This window comes from Geotalea toluenoxydans JCM 15764, from assembly GCF_001311985.1.
In the GTDB taxonomy this organism is placed as follows: Bacteria; Desulfobacterota; Desulfuromonadia; order Geobacterales; family Geobacteraceae; genus Geotalea; species Geotalea toluenoxydans.
In genome coordinates this window covers 80,488-106,946 of the sequence record NZ_BBCJ01000017.1, presented here as the reverse complement: position 1 = coordinate 106,946, position 26,459 = coordinate 80,488, and the positions used below count along the sequence as shown (strand labels likewise).

The following is a 26,459-nucleotide window of genomic DNA, read 5'->3' as shown; positions in this document are numbered from 1 at the left end:
TTAATTTATCGATGTAACGTCATAACCGTTGGACAAGAGGGACTTAGATCCTTAACTGAACTTGGCAGGTAATAGGTCGAATTGGCATATATGCCACCCATTTTTCCTATGGCGTAGATGTTCTGATTCAGATCGGTAACAACTTTCATGATCTGAGACTGGCATGGTGTAGCCGGACCGCAAGCCGCATTTCCGTTGGTTGTCAAATTGAACTGTCCAATCAGCTTCCCGCTTGCATCCCATTTCAGAATCTGGTTGCCGTAACCTGTATAACTTGTTCCGGAGAAGATTAACGAAGTTCCGCCGGCAATGATGTCGCCTGCGTTGTCGACTGTGATATCATGCAGTACTGATCTTGGGTAATGGTGCCCGATTGGGGGACACTGTACCTGGTCTGCCAGATCAGGGTACCGCCGGCGTTGTACTTCTTGAGCAGGCAATCGAGTGTAATCCCGTTGTAGGACTCTCCTACGGCGTAAATATTGTCGTTCCTGTCAACTGTAACAGCAGCGATCCCTGTGCTGGTGACAAAATTGACCATCTTGTCAGCGGGTCTCGGGTTGTTGGGATCAAAATCCACCGTCCAGGCTGTCTGCCCGTCTGGTGTAAACTTTATGATCTTGCCGTTTTCACCCATGGAGGTTATTGCTTCATAAATGTTGCCCTGTGAATCGGTTTTTACCGATGTGGCCTGGCTTGACGCGCCATTATGGTAAGTCATTAAAACGGGTGGAGTCTGATAGGTTATTGCCTGGACCTGGCTGGCGGCCATCAGGGTCACTGATGCAATCGAAACAGCAGCTAGAACTGAAAACTTCCCCATGCTTTGTTCTCCTTTTCCAATAAATGATGATGTTAGCAATCGCTTCGCCCAATCAAATCATATGCCTGCTTCAACACCTCCCCGTGGGAACCTTCAGAGAAGCCCCATGTTTTTATCGTCTCCGTTGATGTAAGCAAAATATATGGATTGGCGCTCAACCTGCCAATGATTTCGCTCCACAGCATGAGACCAGGAGCGACACTACCAGTGATTTCTGTAAATTGCAAAATAAATTATATTTATGCAATAAAATAGCAATAATTAAATACAATTGTTGCCTCTTGGCGACGTAAACATCCCTGTCGCGCGGCATCGGCCTTGCAAACCAGATGTATACTTAGTATCTCAATCGAAAACGTAAGCAGTCAGGTCGGATCTGGCAAAATCGTTTTTTTTCTTGTGTAGTCGAAAACGAGCAATATCTTTGGGCGGTGGCACGCTACATCGAGCGCAACCCTGTTAAGTCAGGAATTGCTACGAATGTTGAAGGGTATCGGTGGTCCAGCGCCAAAGCCCATGTGTCAGGCGCACATGACCCACTGCTGGCTGCAGATTCTTGGCTTTCACCACAGGAGCACAATGCGTATCGGGAATTTGTGGCCTTTGAAGATGAAGAAACGGATAGCGCCATCCGCAAGGCTACTAACTCCGGACGGCCTTTTGGATCGGAGTCCTTCGTTGACATGTTTGGAATTTAGGTTGAATCAGGTACTCAGACCAAAGAAACCTGGGCGTCCTAAAAAGAAAACCGGGGAGTGTCCCTAGTTTTCCCCTAAAAAGAAAACCGGGGAGTGTCCCTAGTTTTCCCTGAAATTCTTTATCTTCACGGCATCAAACCAGCCGTCACTATTCCAACTATCAGGCAAGACGTTTGAATCGGTTACTAAAGGGCTGCTAGTTTTAGGCTCTCCTGCTGCTACTGAAAGATATATCCAATCTTCATAACTCAGCTCCCATGTATGCCCCAGCTTCATGATCGATGGGTTTGTCAATATGTCATAGGAACCCAGTAGTTCTGTAATCTCAGTGGTATTCTTCTCCGTTCTTCTAGTAAAACCGAATTTATTTAGAAGAGTTTTTACCTTCAGCTTTTTGGTGCCGGTCTGGGTGGAAAGCAACGTACTTTTTAATGTCTCGGTTATCCGGATTACCTTTTCTGATGGATTCATTTTTCCTCTCCATTAATCTAAAGGGGGTTTCACCCACACAAATCATTCCTGCGGTGCTGACAGATATGATGAAGCCGTCGCCTTCAGTTGCCCGGAATAGTTGAAGATGTCGTCTACGCTCTCCAACGGAAACTGCTCTTCGTCCCTATTGTCGTTGAAGATTCCTAGCCGCAGCTTCTGCGTATTGTTGAATCGCAAACGGCAGATTGGCTTGCGATTATTGTCGTCAAGAAGGATTGCGCAATAGCTTTGGGCATCGCGCAAAGAGACGCGGCGTGGAGTTACGATTTCTCGGAGAATCGCGCGAACAGCATGGAATCCTTCGACTTCTTCTGGTGTGGTGACAACCAGTGGTTCGGCTGCGGTTTCGACGGTAATGACGGGAGTAGCTGGAGAAGCGGGTATTGCTACTGGCTTTGATTCTGGGGTCATTGCGCCTTTGAGCCGTTCGTTGATGCGTTCTGCAATAAGTTGCTCAAAAGCGCGCTTGGCGATCAGCGTGAACTGCTCCTTTACGGCGGGGGTGAAGCGTCTGGATCCGAGAAGGTCTGCAGAAACAAGACGCACGAATTCATCAGAGGGATTGGCCATCCACTCAGCCAAACGGTTTTGTATGGCACGTGTGAACTTTAGGTCATTCGCTGTGGTCAAGATAGTATCCAAATCGAACGCCGTCTTCGCAAACTTCTTCAGTTCCTCAACGTCGCGTTCCTTAAACTCCAGAATATTGAACTCAAAGAACGGCTTCTCATCCATTTTGTTTGGTTGTTCGAGATCGGTGAAAAACTTGTAGACGAGCCCATTTGTTAAGACGCCGAAGCGTGCTGCGGTAACATGGAAGTAGCGGAATAGCTGACCGGCGTGGTTGATGTTTAGGTCGGTACCGACTTTCTTGCACTCAAACAGAATGATCGGTTTGCCATCTTTCAGAATTGCATAGTCAACCTTCTCTCCCTTTTTTGTGCCGACATCGGCAACAATTTCAGGGGTCACTTCCATTGGATCGAAGACGTTATAGCCCAGTATTTGAATAAAAGGCATGACCATGGAGTTTTTTGTCGCCTCCTCGGTTTGAATCATGGCCTTGGTGTTCGTAATTTGAGTCGAGAGTACGCGTAAGCGATCAATGAAGTCCATTGGTAATCTCCTTTGTAAAAGTGTGTTAATTTTCGATTTGCGTCATCAAGGGCATGAAAATATCGGTTTACTGTCCAACAGCGTGCCCGGTTCACCTGCTTCGCCCGGTCGGTTTTCCGGGCGGGGCGGCGTGCAACCGGCGTGCAACCGACTGGTTGGATAATCCCTTATTCTCTGCCAATGTTTAGACACGACACCAGTTCCTCCTAAAAAATTTATACGCCATTTCTTGCAGACTTTATGTCGAGAAGATTAATTTTCTCGATCTTATCCTTATGAATCACAACGGTAAGCCTTGCCGGGTACTTGAACCGCATTTCGCTAATTCGGAATGTCCACAACATTATCTTCAGAAGATCTTCATCGCTGATGTTTTTGTGCCCTTTAATGCGCGTAATTCCCGATCCAAAGATCGCGGTGGATACACTCTGCTGGCCGTATACGTTGTTTACCTTATCCCATAAATTGATTAGAAATTCTAAGTATTCGAGGGAAAATTAGGGGAAAATTAGGGAAAATTAGGGACACTCCCCGTATTACCTGAAGAGATCCTCCTGGTCTGAGCGCCTTGGTGTGCGCTATTCGCCCTTGCATACAAAATGCAACTCGTCCCACTTTCCACCCGAGTCTAAACATTTATCGATCAGAATTTGCTTTCTAATAATTGGTCCTGCAATGCAGTAGATGGTAAAGGGAATCCAGAGGTAGAATACGATCGATTTCTTCCAATTGAATTGTTCCCGCAGCGCGACGAAGCCCATAATGCCAGTCCCAAGCAACGCTCCGCTGTAGCCAAAATAAATATAGGATTGGTGTAGCCATGCCTTCGGGTAGTCATTCGGTGGCCCGCCAGATACCCAGGCACAGAAAAATACTGTGTTCAGAAGGAAAAGGCCTCCCGCAACCGCCAAGATCAGAATCATCCATCTGATTAGCTTTCTATGTTTCGGCATCATTTGCATAACCACTTTGTTCTGCTTTTATTCCTTCCACCCTACCCCCGTGCCACACCTGGCACAAAATCCCAGCCGGTGTAAAAAAATTTGCCAGTGTAAAAAAATTTTTACACTATCTAATTGGTTTTGTTACACGTTCAGCAATATAGTAGGAACGCCTAATCTGAAGCAACAACATTAAAACTATAAATTTCTAATTATTCAGCAACACCAGACTGAAGGCTGAGGGCTGAAGACATAAGGGTGAAGGGTGAAGGGTGAAGGGTGAAGGCAAAAGAGGTTTGAACCGTGCATCCTGCAGCTTCTCCAGATATTCGCACAGGCGGGGGCGGGAGATCTCCGTAGCCACTGCAAGCTTGGCAATGTTGGGAGAGGCTAGCGGGACATTGTTTGTTGGTAGGCTCTCCAAAGAGAAGAGAAACGCCATCCTTTTGTCACAAATCTCCCCGGCTGTCGTAGAATTCCCGCGCCTTGAGAACTTCCTCGATATTGGTTTCCGACCAGTTTCGTATCCCCTCAAATACACCAACCAGGGTCCGCCCGAGATCGGTCAATGAATATTCAACCTTCGGCGGAATGCTGGCATAGATGACACGAGTCACCAGACCGTCCCGTTCAAGCCCCCGCAATGTCTGGGTCAGCATCTTCTGTGAGATTCCACCGACTTCCCGGCGAAGATCGCCGAACCTTCTCGTCCCTTTTTCCAGCGAGCCGATGATAAGTACCGTCCACTTGTCGGCTATGCGATCCAGGACCATTCGCGTCGGACAGCGTTCGTTATAAACATCCCACTGCATATATATCTCCTCTTTTCCCTTGATAGATCCAATAGTAACCAAAAGGTGACTACAATACAAAAAGGTGCCTACTTGCGAATAGTAACCTACATTGTTTATTGTTGGCAACAGGTTCGCTAGCGGCGAAAAAAATTCTTAAAGGAGGCAGTAAATGAAAGCAATCAAGGCAACCCTGTTGATGGCAGGACTACTTTTCATCATGGGGGGAACAGCGATGGCAAAGGAGAAGGATGTAAACAAGGCGCTGTTAGGCAGATTCGCAGAGGCAGTCTTCGTCAAGAAGGATCTCAGCGAGGTTGAGCGGTATGTGCGTGCGGATTATATTCAGCATAACCCGCTGGTCAGACAGGGTTCGGCCGGGTTCAAGGAGTTTTTTGCAGCATGGTTCGCGGCTGTTCCTGATTGGAATTATACCTTGAAAAAGATCGTCGCCGAGGGAGACGAGGTATGGGTATACGGCACCTATTCGGGAACACTGGAAAAAGAATGGCTCGGGATTCCGGGAACGGGGCAGAAATACAGCTTCGATGCGGTGGATATCTTCCGGGTACAAGATGGCAAACTTGCCGAACACTGGGATGTAATGGATATCTATGGACTCTTCAGGCAGCTCGGCGTCATCAAATGAGCTTCACAATGGAAAAGGGGGGAAAGCTCCCCCTTTTTCTTCGACAGATTACCCCACCTCTGGCATTGAGCATGAGCATGAAGTAGGACATCCCCCATACTAATTGTTGCATCTGCAGCTAACAGGCGTTATTGTCTCAATTATACCAAGAACTGCTCGTATCATGGGCAAGCTGGTCAGGCTTTTGGCAAATAGCGATACCCAATGGAAGACACGAAAAAGAACCCCACCCTCGATCCTGCTTTATCCCGCCAGTTGCACCAGGCACTGACTGTCGGCAAAGACGAACTGTACCTGGTGCTGCAATCACCCTCCATGGAGGTGCTTCGGGCGGCTCTGCGAAATCCGGCGTTGGATGAAGCCCACCTGCTGACACTCCTGAAGCGACGTGACCTGTCTGAGGATCTGATCAAGGCCATCCACAAACTGCCGCTCACCGGGGAGAGCCACAACCTGAAACTGGCCCTGGTGAAAAACCCGAATATCCCCGGCACCATCATTACCACGTTGCTGCCCCACCTCTACCTTTTCGAGCTGGTGGCTGTCTGTTTTCTGCCCGGCGTCACTCCCGACCAGAAACTGGCTGCGGAACGGGCCGTCATCCAGCGCATCCCCACCACTCCCCTGGGCAACAAACTGACCCTCGCCCGCCGCGGCACGGCACCCGTCCTGGAGGCCCTTTTGAGAGAGGGAGATCCCCAGGTCGTAGAAATATGTCTCTCAAACCCACAGATCAAGGAAGCCTTCATTTTTCAGTTCCTGGGCAGCGCCAGGGCCACTGCCGAAAATATCTCCATGATCGCCCGCCACCCCCGCTGGAAGACCCGCCCCAATATCATTGGCGCCATTCTCAAGAACCAGCGAACGCCGCTCATCTGGTTCGACCTCTTCCTCCCCGGTTTGAATAGCGCCGAGTTGAAAAAGCTGCTCGCATCCGGGCGACTCGACAGCCCCCGGAAAAAAGCGGTCGAAGAGGCGCTCCACCGCCGCAGACACTGATTGCCGACCTTTCATTCCTTCCAGTAGTTGCTACACTTTTCAGAAGATATTCATTCTCCAGTATCGGGAGGAAATAGCCATGAAAGCTGTTGCCATTGAAAAATATGGTGGACCTGAGGTGCTCCAGCTGATGGACCTGCCGAAGCCGGCAGTGATGGAAAAGGATGTGCTGATTGAAATTCATGCGGCCTCCGTCAATCCGGTGGATTGGAAGATACGGGAAGGCTACCTCCAGGATATGTTGCACCACCGGTTTCCCCTTATCCTCGGCTGGGATGCGGCGGGTGTAGTGGTGGACACCGGCCCCGGAGTCACGAAATTCAAAAGGGGGGACAAGGTCTTCAGTCGGACCGATATCGCCAGGAACGGCACCTATTCCGAGTATGTGGCCGTTGACGAGAAATATGTGGCCATGAAACCGGCAAACATCTCCTTTGAGGCGGCGGCAGCGGTACCGCTGGTGGGGCTCACGGCCTGGCAGGCCCTGGTGGACTATGCTGGAATAAAAAAGAACGACAAGGTCCTGATCCACGCCGGGTCCGGCGGCGTCGGCTCCTTCGCCATCCAGCTGGCAAAAAGCAAAGGCTGCTATGTTGCCGCCACCTGCAGCACGACCCATGTGGATTTCGTCAGGTCCCTGGGGGCGGATCAGGTTGTCGATTACACCAAGGGAGATTTTTCCTTACAGATCCACGATTACGACATTGTCTTCGACACCATCGGCGGTGAGACCTATCGCAAAAGCTTCAAGGTACTCAGACAGCAGCACGGGGTCATGGTCTCCATCCTGGAACAGCCGGACCATGAACTGGCTGAGCAGACAGGCGTCAGGGTAGGCTACCTCTTCATGCACCCGGACGGCAAGGAGCTTGGCAAGATCGCGGAGCTTGTGGAAGCAGGCGAGATAAAACCGGTCGTCGGCAAGATCCTTCCCCTTGAAGAAGCCCGGAACGCCCAGATGATAAGCCAGTCCCATCACGCCCGCGGGAAGATCGTCCTGCAGGTCAGAGGATAAGAGGTTATTTCGCCCAGGCGGTGAATATGGTCTCTTTGATCAGATGCTTGACCATCATCAGGGATTCGCTACCCAGCATACGCAGCGGGTCGAACATGCAGATCATCTGGTAGCTGATAATAAGGAAACAGGCGTAAAACAGACCGGGGCAGGAGCTCTCCCACTGCAGCAGGCGGGAGCTCGCCAGCTGCCTCAGGCGGCCCAGATGCACCAGGCACCCCATAAGAATACCGATGGCGGCGCCGCCGAAAATGTCGGTGGCGTTATGCAGTCCCAGGTAGACCCTCGGGAAGGAAATGACTAAGATGGCGTGGAGAAAGGCATAGATGCCGGCCCTGCGCGACAGCAGAAAAATGCCCGTGGCGAGGGTGAAGAAGAGGGCGGCATGATCGCTGGGAAAGGCGCTCCATCCCTCCAGGGAGCTTGACCTCGTGCCGAAGGGGAGGGTGAAATTCAGAGCCGGATTGTGCAGCGGCCGCAGTCTGAAGGGGAGCGTCAGCGCCAGCAGCCGTGCAACCATGATTGACAGGAACGATACCATAAGGATCGACAGCAGGTACTCTTTCTCCCGGCCGCTTGGGTCACGGCGAAACCACAGCCACCAGAGCACAGGGATGATCAGCCCCCCTTGAACATGATGTTCCCGGCAAGGAGGTTCATCGCCTTGTCGAAAAGCCAGGAATGCCGAGCAAAATCGTTGAGATAGGAAATTACCTGCAAATCGAACCAGTTCATGATTCCCTCCTCCGATATTTGTACATTCAATGTACTGAAGTTGCCTTTCCCCCAATGTAAAATTAACCGACAGCAACGTCGGGAAAGCTTACAGGCAATTCCGGACAGTTTTCGTCCCCACTGTCGTCTGCTGCAGGTCCGCCGGGCGGCTGTCTTGGACCGGCGCCCAAGAGCCTGCGCTAATGGCTTCACATTCCATGCCACATCTATCCTATTGAATTACAAAGCATTTTTATCAACATTTATACTCAACGTGTAAATTACTCCGACAGTCTCCTGCCCCAAAGCGTTATATATTGTCAACATGTTTAATAAAAATTTTCACATGCTATACTTTTAAGAACGTGTGGAGCCAACCGATGGAAGAACAGAGTCAGGGCGACATCTATGAGCAAGATCCATGGTGGCAACCACAATCGGCGCTTTTCCTGCTGCGGACCGCCATAAATCCCGCCAGGATTGCCTATTTTCAAGCACTGCTGCCTGACCGTCCAGGCGCCACTGCACTGGACGTAGGCTGTGGCGGCGGCTTTCTCTGCGAAGAAATCGCCGCCATGGGCTTCAAGACCACCGGCATCGATCCGTCGAGGGGGTCATTGCGGATTGCCGGGGAACACGCACGGAAAAAGGGACTGGCGATCGATTATCAGCAGGGTGCCGGAGAAAACCTCCCCTTCCCTGATGGTTCCTTTGATGCCGCCTTCTGCTGTGATGTGCTGGAACATGTGCACGACCAGCCACGGGTGATTGCCGAAATTGCCAGGGTTCTCAGGCCGGGGGGCATCTTCTGTTATGACACCCTGAACCGCACTCTGATCAGCTGGCTGGTGGTCATCGGCATACTGCAGAAATGGAAACGCTGGGCCGTGATGCCGCCCGAGCTGCATACCTGGACGAAATTCATCAAACCGGAGGAACTGAAAATGCTCCTGGAGACGAACCACCTAGCTGGAGGGAACACCGGGGCATCAAGCCGGTCACCTCACCAATCAAAACCCTGAGTTTTCTGCGTCGGCGGGCCAGGGGCGAATGGAACTACAAGGACCTTGCCCTGCGGCTGCAGCTCATCGAGGGCAGAAGCACGGCAGTGATGTATATGGGCTATGCGGTCAAAGACACCATGCCGCTGCGACTCGAACGGAAGGGGGTCTGATGGACAACGCCAGGGACATCGCCGTCAACTGCCGACAGTATGCAATGTGCAAGATCGACTTTCTTGGGAGCGGGGTCTGTGCCTCCGGCCTCGAACGGCATTACGTGACCTTTTATCCCCAGGGAAGGATGCTCCTTTATGCGGCCCTCGCCGACGGCAAAATCCCTGTCACGGAAAAATGCGTCCAGGCGGCAGACAGCTGCAACCTGTGCGGAAAATGCGATTACCAGTGCTATTTCGTCACGGAAATGCGCCCGACAAAGGTGATGAGGGCATTGAAAACGCTGGTGGGAAAACATGTTGCAGCAGGTAACCCCATCTTAAAGGAAAAGGAAACTTTCCTCTTGCGAGAGATGCAGGAGATCGTCGGCCCTAACTGGGCTACCGGTGACCGGGGCGTTGCCGTCACCTATTCTACAGACCCCTGCCCCATGGCAAAGCCACAGATGCCCGACTACGTGGTGATGCCGAAGACACGGGAAGAAATAGCCTGCCTCATAACGCTCTTCAATGGGAATGGCATTCCTGGGTAGCGCGGGGCAACGGCACCAATATTCTCGGATTGGCCCTCGGCAAGGGGGTGGTCATTGACCTCAGCCGGATGAAAGGGATCGTTTTCGATGAAAAGCGCTGGCTCGCCAAAATTGAACCGGGGGTCACAGCCTTCGACCTGCAGCGTGAGGCTTCCCGGCACGGCTACCGGGTCCATGTGGCCGAACCGGCGGCCGCCGTCTGCGGCAGCACCAGTTGCTCCGGCCTGTTCTCCCTCTTTTCAACCACCTATGGCACCGCAGCCGACAACTATGTGGATGCGGAGTTCGTCGGCAGCGACGGATCGATGTTTTCCCTGAATGACAAGGCAGCCCCCAATCTCTATGCATTTGACAGGGTCGAGCAGAAGGCACCCGGCATCTGCACCGCCTTGTCCGTAAAACTTCACCCGAAAACTGCCGATGAGACGGGCGTCCTGGTCCCTTTTGCAACCATGGAACAGGCAATCGGTTTCTCCAGGGAGTGTGCCACGAGGCGCATCGGCCTGGCCATGGGTATTCTCGACCTTGAGTATGTCTCGGCATTTATCTCGCCGACCCAGGAACTGGCGGTGAAGGTCAAGGAAATCTTTGCGGACAGGCTGGGCATGGCCTGCATGGTCCTGGTGATCGGCGACAAATACTCAATGGCCGCCATCGGCGAAATGGGGCTACCACTATTCGACCAGCGCCTGGTCACCGCCCTCACCCTCGGCCTTCCATCCCTCGCCTCCGCCCGCTGGCTGGATCTGATCCATGAGTTGACCGAAGATGAACCCTTCTCCTACCTGAAAATCAGGGGTTTTGCCGAGCTCGCTGAAGCGGCCCTTGCCCCATCCCCAGGTCAACTTGTACAGGACCTGGACCCTGAACTGAGGCCTTTCTTCGAGGAGCTTTACGCCCGCCCGGAGTTGACTGATCTGGTCTGGCTCAACATGTTCAGAATCACCAGTTCCAGGATCGGCCGGGACAGGCACTTTTTTCCAATTGTCGTCTACCTGCCTGGAGCCTCAGCTGATTGGCGAAATGGTAACCGCCTTGAAGGGAATTGCGGACCGACACCAGCTGAAGAACAGCCTCGGCTTCATCACCCCGGTGGACAACGGCAAGCGGTGCGTCATGGAATACGACTACTATGCCGACCAGACCAGCGCCGACGAAATCCACCGGGCACAGCAGGCAATTGCGGCCGCCGGTGAGCTGATAGAAAAAAGCGCCAGGCGAACCGGAACCATCACGCCGCTCCGCTATATCCTTTACCAGGGCTACTGCAGAAAGGAAAACCTCCTCTATTCCCAGGATCAAACATGAAACAGAGACCTCGCACCATCGTCCTCACCGGCGCAACCGGGTTTCTCGGCAGTCACCTCATGGCAGCCCTGCTTCAGCGGGGTGATCGGCTGATCGTCTTCGGCAGGCCTGCCGGCAGCAACAGCCTGACGGAGAGGATCGCCGCCACACTGGCGTGGTTCGGCCTGCAACAGCACAGCTCGCACCTGGAACTGGCGGAGGTGGACCTCCTCAAACCCCGGTGCGGCCTTGAACAAAAGCGCTACCAGACCCTGTGCGCCGAGACAGACCTGATAATCCACTGCGCCTCGGACACCACCTTTTCCGATCGCAATCGGGGTCAATCCCTGGCTGCCAATGTGACCAGCCTCAACAGCCTCCTCCTCTTCGCCAGTGACTGCAAGGCTTCCGCTTTCCATTACGTCAGCACCGCTTACAGTGCCGGGATCCATTCTGGCCTATGCCTGGAGCGGCCGGTATCATCGACGGAATTCTTCAACGTCTATGAAGAAACCAAGGCCATGGCAGAACAGCGGATTGCCGACAGCTGCCGTGCCTGCGGCATCCCCTTTACCATCGTCCGGCCGTCAATTGTCTATGGCGATTCCCGAAGCGGCCGGGCCAACCGTTTCAACGCCATCTATCACCATGTGAGGTCCCTGGCCGCCATCAGGGATATTTACTTGAACGACATCCGGAACAACGGGGGCATGAAGTCAGCCGGCCATGGAATCCGCCTTGACGGGGAGGGCATTCTTCATCTGCCCATAAGGCTGACTTTGGAACAGCCGGGCAGCATCAACCTCATCCCGGTCGACTATTTCGTCGCTGCCACTCTCGCCATTATTGAAGCAGCCAGTACTGACAACATTTACCATCTGACCAATGGACAACCCAGCACAACCGAAGAACTGGCAGAATACTGCGAAAGGTTCCTCAACATAAAGGGATTGGAAATCACCTACGGCCAAGGCGCAAGACATGAACCGAGCCCGGCCGAAGAGCTATTCAACCGTTTCATCGAACCCTACCGTCCCTACCTCTCCGACCTCCGAATCTTTGATCGGCAAAATACCGACCGGGACTCGGCCAATCCAGTCCCGCCCCACTTCAGCTACGACATCTTCAGGCGCTGCATGGAGTATGCAATGAGCGTTGATTGGGGAAAGAAATCCGACCATCAGTAACCATAACTTCCTTTGAATGCCAGCCGTTCCCCCATGTCATGTTAAACTTTTACCAAGGAGCCGATTTCCCGACAGTTATGGAGACCATGATCACCATCGACGGCAGCCATGGCGAAGGGGGCGGACAGATCCTGCGCACCGCGCTGGCCCTTTCGGCGATCCTCGGCCAGTCTTTTCGCATGGTCAACATCAGGCGTCCAGGAAAAAGCCCGGCCTTCAGCCCCAACACCTGATGGCGGTGAAATCCGCCAAAACCGTTGCCAATGCCGAGGTCAGCGGCGATGCCGCCGACTCCATGGAAATCACCTTTGCCCCCCGTACCATCAGCGGCGGCAGTTTCAGCTTCGATATCGGCACCGCCGGATCGATCTCCCTGGTGCTGCAGACAGTCATTCCCATCCTCCTCTTTGCCCATCGTGACTCGACGATTACCGTCACCGGCGGCACCAATGTCCCCTTCAGCCCCTCTGTCGAGTACCTGTCCCAGGTCTTTGCCCCGACGCTTAAAAAGCTCGGGTGCACCATCCGAATTCACCGGGACCATTACGGCTTCTACCCTCGTGGAGGGGGTAAGGTCAGGGTGGAAGTGTTCAGGACTGAAAAACTGTCGCCCCTTGAAGCGACGGTACGTGGCGCGATCCGCCATGTGACCGGCTGTTCGGGTGTGGGCAACCTGCCCGACAGCATCGCCGAGCGGCAGAAGAAACGGGCCATGGAGCTTCTCAAGCCGCTTCCCTGCCCGGTGGAGGTGGAGCGGATCAGGGTGGAAGCCTACGGCCCTGGCTCCTTCGTCTTCCTCCGCCTGGAAGAAGAAAACAGCCTCGCCGGATTTCAGGCTCTGGGGGCGCCGGGCAAACCGGCAGAGACCGTCGCTGCCGAAGCGGCAAACCAGCTACTGGAGCATGTGGAGGCGGGTGCTGCCATGGACCCACACCTGGCGGACCAGATCGTCCTCTATCTGGCCCTATGCAGGGAGAGCTCGGCCTTTACCACCTCGGCGGTAACGCGGCATCTGTTGACCAACCTCTGGGTTATGGAGCTGTTTGGCGCGTGCAGATATGCCGTTGAAGGAGAATTGGGCAAAGCGGGAAGGATCACCATTAACTGAAAGGGAATTTGAGCGGGCTTCAGCGATTGCGCTTGCCCGGCGGCGCATGGGGGTCCGGCTCTCCCCGGAAGGTCCAGTAGAGATACACCAGTGACGGTACGAGAATCAGTGCCCCGAGAGGGAGCACGGTCAAAAAAGCCTTTAGTGTCGGCGGCGGCGCAGCAGCCGCGGCTATGGTCAGTTGCCCGATGATCAGGTCGGGATAAAGGGCCGCCGAGAACCCGCTGATGGTGAGGACCACGGTGCCGGCGGCCACGATCTGGGCCGCCAGGTATTGCCGCCGCCAGAGCAGCATCTGGGTGGTCAAGCCGGAGAGAACAGCCAGGGAAACGAAGACCAGCGGCCAAGACCGCAGCAGTCTCTGGGCAAAAAGCGGGGCATCGGCCATGGCCACGGGTACCGCCATGGTTGTTATAACCCCGAGAGCAAGGGCAGCCGCCATCCCCCGCCGTCTAAAATCATCCCGCAATGCCCCCACTGTGCGCACGGTCATGTATATGGGGGTCAGATAGCGCAAACCGCCATCCCCACTAGTCCCCCGACCAGCGTGAAGGGGGAGACCCATCCCCACAGGGTCAATTGGACCTGGTCATCGGCGAGGATAATTCTTCCGAGCGATGGCGGTTACCGCCATGCCCAGGGTAAATGGGGTGAGAATGCTGGCAATCTCAAAGGTCCGCGCCACCAGGGGCACATCTTGGCCGATCTCTTTGCCGAAGTGACGGAAAGCGAAGCTGCGCCGCGAAAATTGATGCCGATCAGGGCAATGACGAAGGGAACCAGGAGAGCGGTAAAGATGATGGAAAAACCTTTGGGAAAGGCGGTAAAGAGTGTCACCACCATGAAGATCAGCCAAACGTGATTGGTTTCCCAGACCGGGCCAATGGCCAAAAAGAGGCTGTCCCGCTGTTCCCGGGCACGGGACCCGAGGCCAGGGCGGTCCAGATGCCTCCGCCAAAGTCGGCGCCGCCGAAAAGTGCATACATGATCAGGCCCAGATGGAGGGCCAGGGCGGCCATATTTTCAAGAGTCAACATGCCAGCTCTCCTTGCGGGTCGCAATTCTTTCACCACCCGCGGGGCGTAGCAGCAGCTTAAGCAGGCCGATGGACATCAGCACGTAGACGGTGACGAAAGCTGCCAGCACCAGATCGATGTCCGGATGGGAGGTCACCCCCTGGGCCACGGTCATGTGCTTCTGGACGATCCAGGCTGGCGGCCGAATTCGGTGACGAACCAGCCGCTCTCCAGGGCGATCATACCGAAGGGGGAGGCAAATAGAACCCCCTGCAGCAGCCGTTTTTCTGCAGGTCCGTCATCCCTGCCTCGCCAGCGCCGCCACCAGAACCAGCAGGAAACGCCGGCCATGATAAAGAAAGAGCCGACCATCAGGTCGAAAAACGGATGAACCAGGCGAGGGTCGGGAGCGGTACCGGGAGGAAAGGCATCAAGCCCCTCCACCACCGCGTTCGGCTCCCGATGGGCAAGGACGCTCAACATCTTTGGAATTTTTACGGCATACAAGACTTGGCCTGAAGCGGGGTCAGGCCAGCCGCCGATGACAAGGGGAGCGCCGGCCATGGTCGTAAAATGGGCCTCCATGGCCGCCAGCTTCGGTTTTTGATGTTTGGCCACGAAGGAAGCCGCCCAGTCGCCGGAGATGAACATGAGGGGGAGAAAGAAGCCGGCCACCGCCAGGGCCAGGGTCAGCGCCTTTTTGTGGTAAACGGTATCTGTTCCGCGAAGGATGGAGAATGCATAGACACCGGCAACGGCAAAGCCGGTGGCCACATAGGCGGCAAAGGTGCCGTGGACCGCCTCATGGGCCATGCCGGATTGGCCAGGGCCTGCAGCGGGTGCAGATCTGCCGGCATGCCGTCCACCATTCTGAAGCCGCTCGGGGTGTTCATCCAGCCATTGGCACTGATGACGAAGACTGCCGAAGCGGCGGCGGCAACGGTAATGGGAATGGTGCAGAAGAACAGCGCCCGGCGGGACAGCCTTTTTTCGCCGTAGATATATAGGGCAAGGAAAATGGCCTCGGTGAAAAAGGCGAATCCTTCGATGGTGAAGGCAAGGCCGATGAGTGCGCCGCTGAAGGCCATGAACCTGGGCCAGAGAAAACCCAGCTCGAAGGAGAGAATGGTGCCTGAGACCGCGCCGATGGCGAACAAAAGGCCGGCGGGACGTACCCAGCGGCGCGCCATCTGGTGATAGAGATCATTGCCGCTCCGCAGCGAGATGCCTTCGGCGATCATCAGCATCAGCGGCAGACCGATGCCGATGGTGGCATAGATGATGTGGAAAGCGAGAGAAACCCCCATCAGTGTGCGGGCGGCCAGCAGGTTGTCCATGGAACCTCCGCTACTCAGACTTTTTCTAACACGTCATCTGAGAATTACTACCTTTTGCGGCTTCCTTCTCCCATGGGAGAAGGTGGCCGAAGGCCGGATGAGGGGCAGTGCCCACCTGCTCAATGCCCCCTAACCCTGGCCCTCTCCCTCAGGGAGAGGAAATGTTACAGCGTAATATGAAAAAAAACAATCAATCAGTTCTACCCACCTCGACAGGCCTTTTCGGCTGGAAGTCCAGCTCATCGGCCAGCAGCAGGCAATGGTTCCGAATCCTCTCGGCGACGCCGGTCACATCGGGAAAAAGGGAACCGGCATGGACACCACACCGATAAAGGTCATACCTGACATGGGGAAAGCGTCTGCCAGGCACCTGTATCTTGATAAGCTTTCCGTTTTGCATCCCGCTCTCTTCCAGGGGAATGAAGGCCCCGATTTCCTCGCTGTATTTGTGAACGGTGAAGGCCCCCTCCTGAGACCGGACCCGTCCCGAGACATGCCGCGGCAGATAGACCTCGGTCCTGTCACCGCCAAAGGGTGTAGTGGTGTGGTCGGGATGCTTCACCACATCCTGCTCGTCGGGAATCATCAGCCATACCACCCCATTTTCTTCAGGTGACGAAGGGGCTCTGACGGTAAACCAGAGCGCCCCCAATGCATTGGTGGACCAATCCAGCAGCCTGGTCGGCAGCCCGTGATGCTGGGCAACCGCCAGCCATTCCCACTCGTTTGCCGGCTCGGGATGGACAAAAGGGAAAGCTTCGCGGCAGAAGGTATCGAACATCAGCCTCTCGTTTTCCAGTATGGGCAATGGATGATTTACCGTCGCCACCCTCGGCACCAGCGGCCAATCATGGGCCTGACCGCGAAAAATAGCCAGCTTGTTGGACAGCAGCGTTTCTTCCAGGAGTTCTATATAATCCCTGAGTGATTCAATCTGCCACACGGCATACTGCACCTGCTCCATTTTGGCCAACGCCATGGCAACTCCGCTGCAAACGAAAGGAGAAATACTGCAGTATATTCAATTTACGCTAAAATTATAAAAAACGTCCGAACAAGGGGTGCGCCATGAATACCCTCGAAGCCATAAAAACACGCCGCAGTATCCGGAGGTTTTCCCATAAGCCGGTCGAACCGGGCACGCTGCACGCGGTGCTCGATGCCGCAAGGATGGCCCCGTCATGGGCCAACATGCAGTGCTGGCGGTTCGTCGTCGTCACCGATGCCGCTACCAGAAAAAAACTGAGTGAATTGTCGTTCGTAGCGGCATTTTTCGCCCCAAGGGGTTATCAGACCAACCCTGCACAGGCTGCCGTTGCCGAGCGCCGGTGGTCATCGTTCTCTGTGCCGACCCGGCCAATCGGGGGAGATGGGGGGACAGCCCTATTATATGACCGACGCCGGCATTGCCGCCCAAAACATCATGCTTGCCGCCCACTCACTGGGCCTGGGCAGTGTTTTTGTCGGTCTTTTCTATGCACGGAAGCTCCATGAACTGCTCTACATTCCGGAGAATATCCGCATTGTCGGACTGATCCCCATAGGTCATCCACATGACACCATTACGGAGGCACCGAAGAGAAAACCGCTGGAGGAAGTGGTATTCTACGGCAAATGGAAAGGCTCGAGTTTCATAGAATGAAGAAGTTATTTTGATCCTGTTAAAGACCGGACAGCCACTGCCCCAGAAGTAATATCCCCCTGGTGAACTTGCTTGTTTCAAATCTGGACAGGCTTTCAAAGACGAATTCTTCCACCTGGGGCCGCTCGGGATCCACGATACGGGTCACCGGTTCCAGCGCCCCCTGCCAGCCGATTCCCTCCAGAGACGGATCCGGCTGATACAGACAAAGCCGGCTCTCCTTATTATCCACCAGCGAGTCCAGATAATCCACCAGCCCTTCGATCTTCCCCAGTCTGTTTTCCGCCCCTTCACCGCACATCGCCGAATGTTCGGCCAGAAGGGAGATACGCACCCGGCGGATCGATTCTTCAAGTCCTCTCCCCTCCCCAGACTCCGCCTCCCAGCTCATGTTCAGTTCCGTATCGAGCCCCAGACTCCTGTTGGTGGCATTGGCCGAACCCACCGTCAGAAACCGGTCATCCACAAGCATCAGCTTGGAGTGGATGAAGGTCATGTTTCTCTCGCCATTGTCGGTACAGACGGTGGAATAGATCCCCAGACGGTGGCCGTTCTCGGCGGCCACCTCCTTCAGCCATTAAGCATCTTCATCTGGGGCAGGCCAAGAAACAGTTCCTCGGTAAAGGGGAGCCTGTCGGGCAGGATCAAGACAATCTCCAGCTTCGGCCGCTGCCGCTCTTTCATCCTCGATACCAGCGCCTGAAAAATCGCCTGGGAACTGAAGTACTGGTTTTCCATATAGACCAGCCTGTCGGCAGCCATGATCCCATCGATGAACAAGCGGCGAATCTCCTGGATCTGCTCGCGCAGGGCAAGCAGATCACGGGCCTGGGTCCGGCTTATTGCTACGGATTCTGCCGGCAAGGGAAGGGCAGCCCCGTCGACCTTTGGCAAATGCCCATTAACCGTGGGAAAGACTATGGTTTCCCCTCCTGCCTCGGCCCACCGATCCTGAAATAATCCAAGCAGTTCCCTGACTACCGAGCCGGTATGGTACGACTGGATATCGTGGTAAGCGCCGTAGGAGATGCCATCGACATTTTTCCGTTCCGGATTGTGCCGCAGATGGCGACGGTCATCCCAGCGGTCCGAACAGATGTCGATGCCACCGACGAAAGCCAGTTGGCCATCGATGATGACGAATTTCTGGTGATGGGTGGCGTTGACGGCGTGCTTGCCGTCAAAGGTGAAATGAATCCTCTCATTGGTGGACCAGTTGAAGATCAGGTCCTGGAACCATTCCCGTTCCAGTGAAAAGAAGACACTGAAATCCCAGGCAAGGATGTATATCTCCAGTTCCGGGTTCTTTTCGCAGAGTGATTCGAGGAAGGCGAGAAAGCGCACGTCACCATCCGCCAACTGGGCCTCTTTTCCCCTGATGAGGCGCACTTCCGAGTCGAATTGCCAGCCAGCCATGAGGATATTGTATCGGGCATGGCGGGCAGCATGGTAGAAGGCACGGTAATAGTCACAGGCATCGATCAGGAGACCTGATTCCCGGACTTCGTAGATCCCCATGCAGTTGACTCCGGGCTTGAGTATGCTCATGACAGCTCCAGTGCCGCCACCAGCGGCAGATGATCGGAAGCCGCCATGGTCAGCGGGGTTCTGTGGGCGCTGATGCGTCTTACCGTGATATCAGGAGTAACGAAGAGGTAGTCAATACGCATCAATGGAAGCCGGACCGGCCAGGTCCCCTTCAGCCGTCTCCCCCTTCCCTTGCGGTGAGCATCATTGAGGCTGCGAATGAAGTGCCGGTAAACGAAAGATCCGGGTAGTGCATTAAAGTCACCGCAGAGGATGACAGGAGGCAGGCAGTCCGGGTGCCCAAGCCAATCCGGACCGGTAAGTGCGTTGGCCTGGCACATGCGCTCCCGGCGGTTAAGACCCAGATGCGTCGCCACCACCTGCACCCGTATCCCCTTCAGTTCGACCTCGGCCCAGACAGCACCTCGCCGCTCCAGGTTTTTATTCACCGGGTGAGTCGGCAGCGCTCCCCCCTTTACCAGATGGATGGGGAAGCGGCTGAGGATGGCATTGCCGTAATCCCCCTCTTCCACTTGAATCGAGGAATGGAAATGGTAGGACATTTCCAGGCTCTTGGCGATCAGGTGAGCCTGGTCCACCAGGTCGGAACGGGTCAGACCGGCATCCAGTTCCTGCAGTGCGACAATGTCCGGGTCATAGTGGGCGATCACCTCAGCAATCCTCAGGGGAGAAACTTTGCCGTCCATGCCGATGCAGCTATGGACATTATAGGTCATTACCGAAAAATGGATTGTCATGGCCGGGTGTGATGGCTGGAAAATGTCGATCAACGTTCACCAAAATGTGAATTTGTTAATCAACTATAGAAGAAAAGCGCCGGTTGTCAATGGGGATGCGCCTGCAGAGGCGTAGGAGGCGGGAGATGGGATTTAAATTTGATACCAACGCCTGATAACAAAGCCTTTCTTCCCTGGCTTTGTTGCTTCGGCATAGTCGTTGACGGCGGTCCGTGCTTTCATGATGCCTGCCAGCACCTGGCGGAGCGGGCGAACGACCACGCCTCCGCCGGTACCGCCGCAGTCCAGGCGGCTTTCGATAGTCCTTTCCCTGTCCAGGACGATTATGACATGGCCCGACCAGACAATCAGGTCAAGGGGTTCGACCTCCTTTGCGATTTGGTCCATGCCCTTTCCGGCGATGTGGACCGGTCTGCCATAGCCGACCAGTTCGCTGGTATTGCGGGGGGTGAAGCCGTTGGTTGCCTGGTAAAGAAGGCCGGAGCAATCCACCCCCTTAAGCCGCCAGAGGTCGGCTGTTTCGGCACTGATGGTTCTTGCAGGGCTGAAAAAGGAGTGCATCTGGTCTATGCCCAGGCGGATATTACCTCCCCAGACATAGCGGCTCCCCCTGGCGGCAAGCATGTCGTCGATGATGGCCTGGCGTGATGGCAGCCGGCGGGGGCGCTCTATGGGCTTTTTATCCGTCAGGCGGACGAAGCGGCTGTCGATGTAATAGCCAATCTTGTTAGGATATGGGTAATCGGCGGTAGTAATCCTGAGAATTTGCCGCGCCCCCCTGTTTATCTGCTCTTCAACGGTGAATGCCGTTCCCGGCAGCGCCACGAATTCCATGGCCCTGATCAGTCCGCAGTCATCGGTCTGGAGCGAGCGCCGTCACTGCCGCCGAAGACGGCGGCAAAATCGGGGGTATTCAACACCGGTGTCGGCAGCTGGGCCACTGCATAACGTGGAGCCGATTCGGCGGCGAAGCAGGAGCATGCAATAAGAATGAAACATGCAGCGAAGAGATATTTCATATGGAAACCTTCTATTTGAGCAGCCACTGGTGAACTGCCGCCCCTGCCAGCCAGGCGGCGAAACTAACGGAAAGCACGAGGGGCAGCGGCCACTGGCGGCGGAAACAAACCAGGGCCACGGCAAAGAAAAGTACGGTCGGGATGATCCCCCAGAGAACACCCCTGGTGTAATCGGTCATCAATCTGGAGTCGCCGGGGTTGTCACTGTAGAGCCAGAGGAGAACCAGCAGGCTCGTCAGCGGCATGGTGGCGATCAGCCTCCCATGGTGGGGAATTTCCTGCCGATCTGGGTGCAGGCGATGATGATCAGGTTGGTCAGGAGAAGCTTGACGGCAAATTGCATGGGATAATCCGTAAATCAGAGCCGATCTCTGAATTTATTTAGCTAGGACGCACTGCCGGCAACGGCATCTTTGAGCGGCAGGAGCCTTGGAGGGTTGTCGCTGCGAAGGAGCGGCAGCAGCTTCTTTATTCCCTGTGGTTCATTACCGTTGCCATGAACCAGGACAATACTGCCGTTTGTCGGAGTTTCCCCCTTGGCAAGCCAGGCATCGCTCCCCACCGGTATCAGTGACAGCTGACGCAGCTTTTTCAATAATCTGCCATCGGCCACCAATCCCGGAAAGCGGAAAAATATCGACGGCAATAGGCCGTTTTCAAGCAGCGCCGTCTCGGTGGACAGGACTTCTTGTTCGAAGTCCACCGTTGGAGTCAGCAGAAAATTCAGATTGAACGGCTTTTTGGGATCATAGGGATGGCTGTGAGAGTGATTGACCCAGGTGATAGCCAGCCTGCCTCCGGCCACTTCCCCCTTGAGCCACTCCATTTCACCCTGGTGATGGGCCAGCCAGTAACCGGTTATTGCCACAGCTACCGGCACGGGACCGCCTGTTTTTCCAGCCATATCAGCCACGGCAGTGAACATTTCACGCTCGAACGGCTTCTTCGACGGACACAGATCCACGCTCAGAAACAGCCCGTTCTTGGACGATTCCCCATGGGTCAGTCCGGCATTCTGCAACCGGGGTTGTGCTGTAAAACGCTCCAGTGCCGTGGCAAAGGGGGAGCGCGCTGCGGCTTTCGCCTCGCCGGCAGATACGGAAGTTGTAGTGGAGGCCGGGACAATGGAAGTTTGCAGGCTGCGCGGATTTACCAGGAGCAGATAGGTGACGCTGTCTAGTATGAACTGGCGGATGGCCAGCTGCAGGTTGCCCGCTTCGTCTCGACATACGTGGAAAAGGGATTTATAACCGGAGATCTTATCTGCAGCGACAGCAGGAGAGGCAACGATAAAAAACAAAAGCGCTGCCAGTAATACTGCGGAATTAAAAGGATTGATCAAGAATACACGGTTCGTTTTCATCTGCACATCAGGGCAGCACCAATCTCAGCGCCTCTTCAATCTTCTCCACATCCACCCTGGTATTGAAGCAGGGGCCGAAGGGGCGATCATTGAGGACCCCGATCACCGGCAGGGGATAACAGTCCTTGATGCCGGAGGTGAGGTCACGTTCGCAGGCGACGGCCACCACCAGCTTCGGCTTTCTCTCGATGATAACCTTGCGGGCCAGGGTACCGCCGGTGGCCACGGAAATGTCAATGTTGTATTTCTGGGCAAGCTCAGCCAAACCTTTGATGTCACAGCGGCCACAACGGATACATTTGTTGATGTCGCCGGTTACCTTGATCTCGCAGTCGAAGAGCTGCAAACAATGGGGAAGCAGGATAAGAATGCGGTCCGGGCGCACCTTCAGGTGTTGCGAGGTGACCAGGCTGTTGTTCATGGCGACGAAGGACTGGCGGATGGTGTCCTTGGCGATACCGAAGATGGTGCCGATGAACTCAATGACCGGCAGGAGGAACTTGATGACCACGCCGCGCATGAAGCGGGTAAAGAATATATCCTTCCCGAAGGCGGTGGTCAGAACCAAAAGCAGTGTGCCGAACAGGGCGACTCCCGAAAGTGCGGCGAATATGACTCCGGCCAGACGTGGCAGATCCGGATGAATGTTGGCCAGACCCGTGGTCGGCACCCACCAGAACAGGTAAATGATGCCGACGATCAGAAAACAGGTGACCCCCATCAGCGCAACAAAGAGACGTTTGCGGGGAGGAGTTTGGGGTAATTGGTTACTGGTCAAGCTGCATCCTTATGCCCGAGCTTTGCTCCGGTAGCGATCTTGTAACCGGCAAGGAAATCGCCGGCTGGAAGCCTCTTCTTGCCTTCCAGCTGTAGTTCTTCGATAATGACACTTCCACCGGCACAGGCAACCTCCAGCCCCTGCCTGCCGGCGCCGATCACCGTCCCCGGCTCGCCTTCACCTTCGGCAATCCTCACCCGGTAGACCTTGAGCATTTTGCCGTCTAGAAATGTGTAGGTGCCAGGCCAGGGGGTCATGCCACGCACCAGGTTTTTTACGGACCTGGGGTCCCTGCTCCAGTCGATGAGCCCGTCTTCCTTCTTCAGCATGGATGCATAGCAGGTCAGGGCGTCATCCTGCTTTTCCCGGACCAGCTTCCCTGCGTTGAGCAGATCGAGGGTCTCGGCAAGGGCGTCGGCACCAATAATCGACAGGCGGTCGTGCAGTGACTGGGTGTTCTCGTCCGGGTCGATGGGGGTTGTTTTTTTTAACAGCATGTCACCGGTGTCAAGCCCCACATCCATCATCATGGTGGTGACCCCGGTTTCCGTATCGCCGTCGATGATGCACCAGTTGAGCGGCGCCGCCCCCCGCCAGCGCGGCAAAAGCGAGGCATGGACATTGATGCAGCCATATGGGGGAATGTCCAGCAGGCTCTTGGGAAGGATCTGGCCAAAGGCAACGACAACGATCAGATCGGGAGCCAGCTCGCGGATGCTCTCCACCACCTCGGGAACCCGTACTTTGACCGGCTGCATCACCGGGATACCATGCTGCTCCGCCAGCACCTTTACCGGCGGCGACAAGGTCTGCTGGCCGCGTCCCCTGGGACGGTCCGGCTGGGTTATTACGGCAACGACCTCTTCCTTCCGGTCGATCAGCTTTTGCAGGGTGGGGCAGGCAAATTCCGGGGTCCCCATAAAGATTATCCGCATTTACCCCGCCTCCTGCAGGTCTTCCATGGTACGGCGGTACTTGCGCCGGAATATCTCCCTCTTCAAGGGCGAAATGTGGTCGATGAAGAGAATGCCGTCCAGATGGTCGATCTCATGTTGAAAGGCAATGGCAAGAAGGCCGTCGGCCTTGAAGGTGACTTCCTCTCCCTCCAGATTCAGGGCCTTCACCACCACCCGCTCATGCCTGCGCACATTGGCAGCGTATTTAGGAATGGACAGGCACCCTTCCTCTTCATAGGCCTCGCCGTCGGCATGAACAATGACAGGGTTTATGGCAACCAGCAACTGGGGCTGCTCGTCCTTCCCGGTCACGTCAATTACCACCACCCGCTGGTGGACACCGATCTGTGGCGCGGCCAGCCCAACTCCCGGCGCGTCGTACATGGTCTCAGCCATATCCCGCACCAGTTCCCTGACTTTATCGTTAATAACCGTTACCGGCTGGCATTTCTTTTTCAGTTCCGGATCGGGAAAGGTAAGTATTTTTCTTATCATGGCATTTCCTTATATAAAGCCCGGCAAATTCCACGGCTCCGGATGGGAACGGGATGTGAATGTCCTTGGAGCCATTTGCCTGCACCCAAGGTACAGGCATCTATGCACTATATAAATTCGGACTAAAAAAATCAATCCATTCCTTTTGCCGGCACCCCACGGCAGATACTTACCGATCGGTAAGTTTTGCTTGACCCACCCCACCCCTTCATGCTACTTACCGGTCGGTAAGTTTGACACGAGGTGACCATGGCAGAACAAGAGAAACAGGACGGCGTCAGGGAAAAGCTTCTGGCTTCAGCTTTGACGCTTTTCAACAACAAGGGTTATGCTGCAACGTCGGTACGTGAAATTGTCGAGGCATCGGGCGTCACCAAACCGGTACTCTACTATTACTTCGGCAGCAAGGAAGGCATATACCTGGAGCTGATGAACAGCTCCTTCGCCCAGTTCGATGCATCACTGGACCGTATGACCACCATTTCCGGGACTGCCGCTGCAAAAATCATCCATTTCTGCTCATTGCTCCTGGCACTGGTCATCGACCGGCTCGAAGTTCTCCGCCTCATTTACGCCATTTATTATGGTCCGCCACAAGGGGCTCCCCCCATTGACTTCGAAGACTATTACTCAAGAATTGTCGCAACTGTCGAGGCTCTGGTGAAGGAGGGAATTGCCCAAGGAGAGTTTGTGGCCAATGACACGAGGGACACTGCCTGGATCATCGTCTCCATATTCAATACCACCATGGAAGAACAATTGTGCCAGACTTGCCCCCGTATCGATAGTGTCCAGATGGAGCGCATGCTGGACATGGTGTTGCAGGGCTGATGACGCCCCGGATAAAGACAGGACAACTACTCCAAGAAAAGGGGATGAAGAAATGAAGCAACTGCTGATACTGTGCGTACTATGCCTGGCGGCTGGAACCATGGGCTGCTCTAAAAGCGGAGGAGCATCTGCCGGTAAGGGTGAAGACACTGTCAAGCCGCCGGTAGCCGTGGAAGTTGCCGTTGCTGCCGCTGCCGACCTTGAGGAAGGGGTGGAAGTAACGGGCACCCTGGAGCCAAAATTCTTCGCCGAGATAAAGACCCAGATTCCGGGCCTGGTGAAACAGGTTTATGTCACCGAATGGGTGCGGGTGAAGAAGGGGACCCTCCTGGCAAGGATCGACGTGGCCGAAACGGAAGCAACCGTCAAGCGGATCGAGGCCGCCATCAAGTCCGCCAGGGCAAACCTGGCCCAGACAGAGGTTGCAGCGAAACGGGCGGACAGGGAGCTGGCACGGGTGCATAAGCTGAAAGAGGCGGGACTCGCCACCCAGCAGGCCGTGATGATGCGGATACGGAAGCTGCCGCCGCTGCCGCCCGCATCGAGGCGAGCCGTGCCGGTATCCGGGTCGCCGAAGAGGAGCAACGCCAGGCGAAGCTGCGCCAGGCGAAGGGAATGGTCTTCTCCCCCATCAACGGCACCGTCGCCCTGCGCGCTGTCAATGTGGGCGATCTGGCCAGCGACGCCGCTGCCGCCATGCCGATCTTCAAGATCGTCGACAACCGCCTGCTCAACCTGACCTTTACTGTGCCGTCCGCAGAAATGGCCCGTCTGCAGGTTGGACAGAAGCTGCTTTTCACCACCGACGGCGTCCCCGGCAGGACCTTCCAGGGAAGGATCATGTTCATCAACCCTGAGGTTCAGGCTGCCGACCGCTCCCTCAAAGTGGTCGCCGAGGTGGTCAACGAGCCGGAAATCCTTAAGGGGGGACTGTTTGCCAAGGGGAAAATCATCTGCGGCGTCAGGAAAAACGTCCTGCAGGTTCCCCGCGGAACTCTGAGCGGGCTGGACCTGTCGGCAAAGAAGGCGACCCTGTTCGTGGTGGAGAAAGACCAGGCAAGACGCCGCCAGCTGCAGATCGGCACGGTCAGCGGCGAGATGGTGGAGATAACGGCAGGGCTGAAGGCGGGCGATCGCTATGTGAACCGCGGCAGCTTCAACCTCAAGGATGGGGACCGGGTAGCCTTCGCCGCGGCCGGAGGGAAATAGA

31 protein-coding genes and 4 pseudogenes are annotated in these 26,459 nt (G+C 55.2%); 12 read left to right on the top strand and 23 right to left on the bottom strand.

Features of this window, described 5'->3' with window-relative positions; all coding sequences use genetic code 11:
* Window positions 1-289: 289 nt before the first annotated feature.
* Window positions 290-823 carry an NHL repeat-containing protein gene (locus JCM15764_RS12640; RefSeq protein WP_054696196.1) on the bottom strand — a complete coding sequence of 178 codons (534 nt, stop codon included), beginning with the start codon at window positions 821-823 and terminating at the stop codon, window positions 290-292.
* 431 nt (window positions 824-1,254) lie between these two features.
* Here JCM15764_RS12640 and JCM15764_RS12635 point away from each other — a divergent pair, with 431 nt between their 5' ends.
* Entirely contained in the window at window positions 1,255-1,521 is a 267-nt protein-coding gene (locus JCM15764_RS12635; RefSeq protein WP_243688919.1) for a hypothetical protein, read from the top strand.
* Window positions 1,522-1,620: 99 nt separating this feature from the next.
* Here JCM15764_RS12635 and JCM15764_RS12630 read toward each other — a convergent pair whose 3' ends face one another.
* From JCM15764_RS12630 to JCM15764_RS12615, 5 genes and pseudogenes are all read right to left on the bottom strand, one after another.
* Entirely contained in the window at window positions 1,621-1,992 is a 372-nt protein-coding gene (locus JCM15764_RS12630) for a hypothetical protein (RefSeq protein ID WP_054696190.1), read from the bottom strand.
* Window positions 1,993-2,034: 42 nt separating this feature from the next.
* A complete protein-coding gene (locus JCM15764_RS12625) occupies window positions 2,035-3,129 on the bottom strand; it encodes a type I restriction endonuclease (protein ID WP_054696187.1) in 1,095 nt (364 codons plus the stop codon).
* A gap of 215 nt (window positions 3,130-3,344) precedes the next feature.
* Window positions 3,345-3,605 (bottom strand): annotated as a pseudogene (locus tag JCM15764_RS28400) (macro domain-containing protein); the annotation flags it as partial.
* A 102-nt stretch (window positions 3,606-3,707) separates the two neighbouring features.
* Window positions 3,708-4,097, bottom strand: coding sequence for a hypothetical protein (locus JCM15764_RS12620; RefSeq protein WP_054696184.1), 390 nt, complete (start codon window positions 4,095-4,097; stop codon window positions 3,708-3,710).
* Between the two features lie 422 nt (window positions 4,098-4,519).
* Complete coding sequence (locus JCM15764_RS12615; protein ID WP_054696180.1) at window positions 4,520-4,882, bottom strand: winged helix-turn-helix transcriptional regulator; 363 nt, start codon at window positions 4,880-4,882, stop codon at window positions 4,520-4,522.
* Between the two features lie 151 nt (window positions 4,883-5,033).
* On the opposite strand from JCM15764_RS12615, the gene JCM15764_RS12610 reads away from it, so the two are divergent.
* The 3 genes from JCM15764_RS12610 (at window position 5,034) to JCM15764_RS12600 (ending at window position 7,524) form a co-directional block, all read left to right on the top strand.
* The gene (locus JCM15764_RS12610) at window positions 5,034-5,510 is read left to right on the top strand and encodes an ester cyclase (protein WP_054696177.1); all 477 of its coding nucleotides are present in this window, start codon (window positions 5,034-5,036) and stop codon (window positions 5,508-5,510) included.
* Between the two features lie 204 nt (window positions 5,511-5,714).
* On the top strand, window positions 5,715-6,509 hold the full coding sequence (locus tag JCM15764_RS12605; protein WP_054696175.1) for a hypothetical protein: 795 nt from the start codon (window positions 5,715-5,717) through the stop codon (window positions 6,507-6,509).
* 79 nt (window positions 6,510-6,588) lie between these two features.
* The gene (locus JCM15764_RS12600; protein ID WP_054696171.1) at window positions 6,589-7,524 is read left to right on the top strand and encodes an NADP-dependent oxidoreductase; all 936 of its coding nucleotides are present in this window, start codon (window positions 6,589-6,591) and stop codon (window positions 7,522-7,524) included.
* A gap of 4 nt (window positions 7,525-7,528) precedes the next feature.
* On the opposite strand, the gene JCM15764_RS12595 is transcribed toward JCM15764_RS12600, so the two are convergent.
* Window positions 7,529-8,134, bottom strand: a complete 606-nt coding sequence (locus JCM15764_RS12595) for a phosphatase PAP2 family protein (protein ID WP_054696168.1) — start codon at window positions 8,132-8,134, stop codon at window positions 7,529-7,531.
* Between the two features lie 484 nt (window positions 8,135-8,618).
* Between JCM15764_RS12595 and ubiG the strand changes: the two genes are divergently transcribed.
* From ubiG to rtcA, 5 genes and pseudogenes are all read left to right on the top strand, one after another.
* Window positions 8,619-9,260 (top strand): bifunctional 2-polyprenyl-6-hydroxyphenol methylase/3-demethylubiquinol 3-O-methyltransferase UbiG, encoded by a 642-nt coding sequence (ubiG, locus tag JCM15764_RS12590; protein WP_243688918.1) that lies wholly within the window; start codon window positions 8,619-8,621, stop codon window positions 9,258-9,260.
* Window positions 9,261-9,411: 151 nt separating this feature from the next.
* Window positions 9,412-9,945 carry a hypothetical protein gene (locus JCM15764_RS12585; protein WP_054696165.1) on the top strand — a complete coding sequence of 178 codons (534 nt, stop codon included), beginning with the start codon at window positions 9,412-9,414 and terminating at the stop codon, window positions 9,943-9,945.
* A 47-nt stretch (window positions 9,946-9,992) separates the two neighbouring features.
* Window positions 9,993-11,141 (top strand): FAD-binding oxidoreductase, encoded by a 1,149-nt coding sequence (locus JCM15764_RS12580; protein WP_243688917.1) that lies wholly within the window; start codon window positions 9,993-9,995, stop codon window positions 11,139-11,141.
* 108 nt (window positions 11,142-11,249) lie between these two features.
* Window positions 11,250-12,419, top strand: a complete 1,170-nt coding sequence (locus JCM15764_RS12575) for an SDR family oxidoreductase (protein ID WP_054696159.1) — start codon at window positions 11,250-11,252, stop codon at window positions 12,417-12,419.
* Between the two features lie 38 nt (window positions 12,420-12,457).
* Window positions 12,458-13,527 (top strand): annotated as a pseudogene (gene rtcA, locus JCM15764_RS12570) (RNA 3'-terminal phosphate cyclase).
* Between the two features lie 19 nt (window positions 13,528-13,546).
* On the opposite strand, the gene JCM15764_RS23530 reads toward rtcA, so the two are convergent.
* The 6 genes and pseudogenes from JCM15764_RS23530 to JCM15764_RS12555 form a co-directional block, all read right to left on the bottom strand.
* A complete protein-coding gene (locus JCM15764_RS23530; RefSeq protein ID WP_243688915.1) occupies window positions 13,547-14,044 on the bottom strand; it encodes a cytochrome d ubiquinol oxidase subunit II in 498 nt (165 codons plus the stop codon).
* A 107-nt stretch (window positions 14,045-14,151) separates the two neighbouring features.
* A complete protein-coding gene (locus JCM15764_RS23525; protein WP_243688914.1) occupies window positions 14,152-14,418 on the bottom strand; it encodes a cytochrome d ubiquinol oxidase subunit II in 267 nt (88 codons plus the stop codon).
* On the bottom strand, window positions 14,376-14,564 hold the full coding sequence (locus JCM15764_RS23520) for a hypothetical protein (protein ID WP_243688913.1): 189 nt from the start codon (window positions 14,562-14,564) through the stop codon (window positions 14,376-14,378). Before JCM15764_RS23520 ends, JCM15764_RS23525 begins: the two co-directional genes overlap by 43 nt.
* Window positions 14,551-14,718: a hypothetical protein gene (locus JCM15764_RS23515; RefSeq protein WP_243688912.1), complete on the bottom strand. Its 168-nt coding sequence runs from the start codon at window positions 14,716-14,718 to the stop codon at window positions 14,551-14,553. Before JCM15764_RS23515 ends, JCM15764_RS23520 begins: the two co-directional genes overlap by 14 nt.
* Window positions 14,715-15,850 (bottom strand): annotated as a pseudogene (locus JCM15764_RS12560) (cytochrome ubiquinol oxidase subunit I). The gene JCM15764_RS23515 and the pseudogene JCM15764_RS12560 overlap by 4 nt, the downstream one beginning before the upstream one ends.
* A 220-nt stretch (window positions 15,851-16,070) precedes the next feature.
* Window positions 16,071-16,859, bottom strand: coding sequence for an FRG domain-containing protein (locus tag JCM15764_RS12555; RefSeq protein ID WP_054696156.1), 789 nt, complete (start codon window positions 16,857-16,859; stop codon window positions 16,071-16,073).
* An 89-nt stretch (window positions 16,860-16,948) separates the two neighbouring features.
* Between JCM15764_RS12555 and JCM15764_RS12550 the strand changes: the two are divergent.
* Window positions 16,949-17,522, top strand: a pseudogene (locus tag JCM15764_RS12550) (nitroreductase family protein).
* A 19-nt stretch (window positions 17,523-17,541) separates the two neighbouring features.
* Here JCM15764_RS12550 and JCM15764_RS23510 read toward each other — a convergent pair.
* From JCM15764_RS23510 to def, 10 genes are all read right to left on the bottom strand, one after another.
* Window positions 17,542-18,087 carry a phospholipase D-like domain-containing protein gene (locus tag JCM15764_RS23510; protein ID WP_243688911.1) on the bottom strand — a complete coding sequence of 182 codons (546 nt, stop codon included), beginning with the start codon at window positions 18,085-18,087 and terminating at the stop codon, window positions 17,542-17,544.
* 5 nt (window positions 18,088-18,092) lie between these two features.
* A complete protein-coding gene (locus JCM15764_RS23505) occupies window positions 18,093-19,070 on the bottom strand; it encodes a phospholipase D-like domain-containing protein (protein ID WP_243688910.1) in 978 nt (325 codons plus the stop codon).
* Window positions 19,067-19,840, bottom strand: a complete 774-nt coding sequence (locus tag JCM15764_RS12540) for an endonuclease/exonuclease/phosphatase family protein (RefSeq protein ID WP_243688909.1) — start codon at window positions 19,838-19,840, stop codon at window positions 19,067-19,069. Before JCM15764_RS12540 ends, JCM15764_RS23505 begins: the two co-directional genes overlap by 4 nt.
* A 99-nt stretch (window positions 19,841-19,939) precedes the next feature.
* Window positions 19,940-20,641, bottom strand: coding sequence for an NlpC/P60 family protein (locus tag JCM15764_RS12535; protein WP_243688908.1), 702 nt, complete (start codon window positions 20,639-20,641; stop codon window positions 19,940-19,942).
* Between the two features lie 8 nt (window positions 20,642-20,649).
* Window positions 20,650-20,826, bottom strand: a complete 177-nt coding sequence (locus JCM15764_RS23500; RefSeq protein ID WP_243688907.1) for a hypothetical protein — start codon at window positions 20,824-20,826, stop codon at window positions 20,650-20,652.
* A gap of 11 nt (window positions 20,827-20,837) precedes the next feature.
* On the bottom strand, window positions 20,838-21,071 hold the full coding sequence (locus JCM15764_RS12530; protein WP_243688906.1) for a DUF3147 family protein: 234 nt from the start codon (window positions 21,069-21,071) through the stop codon (window positions 20,838-20,840).
* A gap of 140 nt (window positions 21,072-21,211) precedes the next feature.
* Window positions 21,212-22,189 carry a polysaccharide deacetylase family protein gene (locus JCM15764_RS12525; protein ID WP_054696222.1) on the bottom strand — a complete coding sequence of 326 codons (978 nt, stop codon included), beginning with the start codon at window positions 22,187-22,189 and terminating at the stop codon, window positions 21,212-21,214.
* 7 nt (window positions 22,190-22,196) lie between these two features.
* Window positions 22,197-22,910 (bottom strand): DUF116 domain-containing protein, encoded by a 714-nt coding sequence (locus JCM15764_RS12520; RefSeq protein WP_054696220.1) that lies wholly within the window; start codon window positions 22,908-22,910, stop codon window positions 22,197-22,199.
* A gap of 53 nt (window positions 22,911-22,963) precedes the next feature.
* Complete coding sequence (gene fmt / locus JCM15764_RS12515) at window positions 22,964-23,902, bottom strand: methionyl-tRNA formyltransferase (protein WP_054696149.1); 939 nt, start codon at window positions 23,900-23,902, stop codon at window positions 22,964-22,966.
* Window positions 23,903-24,418 (bottom strand): peptide deformylase, encoded by a 516-nt coding sequence (gene def, locus JCM15764_RS12510; protein ID WP_054696147.1) that lies wholly within the window; start codon window positions 24,416-24,418, stop codon window positions 23,903-23,905. It lies immediately after the preceding gene.
* A 249-nt stretch (window positions 24,419-24,667) separates the two neighbouring features.
* Here def and JCM15764_RS12505 point away from each other — a divergent pair, with 249 nt between their 5' ends.
* Complete coding sequence (locus JCM15764_RS12505) at window positions 24,668-25,249, top strand: TetR/AcrR family transcriptional regulator (protein ID WP_054696144.1); 582 nt, start codon at window positions 24,668-24,670, stop codon at window positions 25,247-25,249.
* A gap of 540 nt (window positions 25,250-25,789) precedes the next feature.
* On the top strand, window positions 25,790-26,458 hold the full coding sequence (locus tag JCM15764_RS23490; protein ID WP_369412318.1) for an efflux RND transporter periplasmic adaptor subunit: 669 nt from the start codon (window positions 25,790-25,792) through the stop codon (window positions 26,456-26,458).
* The last annotated feature ends 1 nt before the right edge of the window (window position 26,459 follow it).

What these genes read in the sequence shown, in the direction of transcription:
- JCM15764_RS12640 (WP_054696196.1), bottom strand. Translation starts at nt 823, where the DNA reads ATGGGGAAGTTTTCAGTTCTAGCTGCTGTTTCGATTGCATCAGTGACC.
- JCM15764_RS12630 (WP_054696190.1), bottom strand. Translation starts at nt 1,992, where the DNA reads ATGAATCCATCAGAAAAGGTAATCCGGATAACCGAGACATTAAAAAGT.
- JCM15764_RS12625 (WP_054696187.1), bottom strand. Translation starts at nt 3,129, where the DNA reads ATGGACTTCATTGATCGCTTACGCGTACTCTCGACTCAAATTACGAAC.
- JCM15764_RS12615 (WP_054696180.1), bottom strand. Translation starts at nt 4,882, where the DNA reads ATGCAGTGGGATGTTTATAACGAACGCTGTCCGACGCGAATGGTCCTG.
- JCM15764_RS12610 (WP_054696177.1), top strand. Translation starts at nt 5,034, where the DNA reads ATGAAAGCAATCAAGGCAACCCTGTTGATGGCAGGACTACTTTTCATC.
- JCM15764_RS12605 (WP_054696175.1), top strand. Translation starts at nt 5,715, where the DNA reads ATGGAAGACACGAAAAAGAACCCCACCCTCGATCCTGCTTTATCCCGC.
- JCM15764_RS12600 (WP_054696171.1), top strand. Translation starts at nt 6,589, where the DNA reads ATGAAAGCTGTTGCCATTGAAAAATATGGTGGACCTGAGGTGCTCCAG.
- ubiG (WP_243688918.1), top strand. Translation starts at nt 8,619, where the DNA reads ATGGAAGAACAGAGTCAGGGCGACATCTATGAGCAAGATCCATGGTGG.
- JCM15764_RS12585 (WP_054696165.1), top strand. Translation starts at nt 9,412, where the DNA reads ATGGACAACGCCAGGGACATCGCCGTCAACTGCCGACAGTATGCAATG.
- JCM15764_RS12575 (WP_054696159.1), top strand. Translation starts at nt 11,250, where the DNA reads ATGAAACAGAGACCTCGCACCATCGTCCTCACCGGCGCAACCGGGTTT.
- JCM15764_RS23520 (WP_243688913.1), bottom strand. Translation starts at nt 14,564, where the DNA reads ATGTTGACTCTTGAAAATATGGCCGCCCTGGCCCTCCATCTGGGCCTG.
- JCM15764_RS23515 (WP_243688912.1), bottom strand. Translation starts at nt 14,718, where the DNA reads ATGACCGTGGCCCAGGGGGTGACCTCCCATCCGGACATCGATCTGGTG.
- JCM15764_RS12555 (WP_054696156.1), bottom strand. Translation starts at nt 16,859, where the DNA reads ATGGCGTTGGCCAAAATGGAGCAGGTGCAGTATGCCGTGTGGCAGATT.
- JCM15764_RS23505 (WP_243688910.1), bottom strand. Translation starts at nt 19,070, where the DNA reads ATGAGCATACTCAAGCCCGGAGTCAACTGCATGGGGATCTACGAAGTC.
- JCM15764_RS12535 (WP_243688908.1), bottom strand. Translation starts at nt 20,641, where the DNA reads ATGGAATTCGTGGCGCTGCCGGGAACGGCATTCACCGTTGAAGAGCAG.
- JCM15764_RS23500 (WP_243688907.1), bottom strand. Translation starts at nt 20,826, where the DNA reads ATGAAATATCTCTTCGCTGCATGTTTCATTCTTATTGCATGCTCCTGC.
- JCM15764_RS12530 (WP_243688906.1), bottom strand. Translation starts at nt 21,071, where the DNA reads ATGCCGCTGACGAGCCTGCTGGTTCTCCTCTGGCTCTACAGTGACAAC.
- JCM15764_RS12525 (WP_054696222.1), bottom strand. Translation starts at nt 22,189, where the DNA reads ATGAAAACGAACCGTGTATTCTTGATCAATCCTTTTAATTCCGCAGTA.
- JCM15764_RS12520 (WP_054696220.1), bottom strand. Translation starts at nt 22,910, where the DNA reads ATGGGGGTCACCTGTTTTCTGATCGTCGGCATCATTTACCTGTTCTGG.
- fmt (WP_054696149.1), bottom strand. Translation starts at nt 23,902, where the DNA reads ATGCGGATAATCTTTATGGGGACCCCGGAATTTGCCTGCCCCACCCTG.
- def (WP_054696147.1), bottom strand. Translation starts at nt 24,418, where the DNA reads ATGATAAGAAAAATACTTACCTTTCCCGATCCGGAACTGAAAAAGAAA.
- JCM15764_RS12505 (WP_054696144.1), top strand. Translation starts at nt 24,668, where the DNA reads ATGGCAGAACAAGAGAAACAGGACGGCGTCAGGGAAAAGCTTCTGGCT.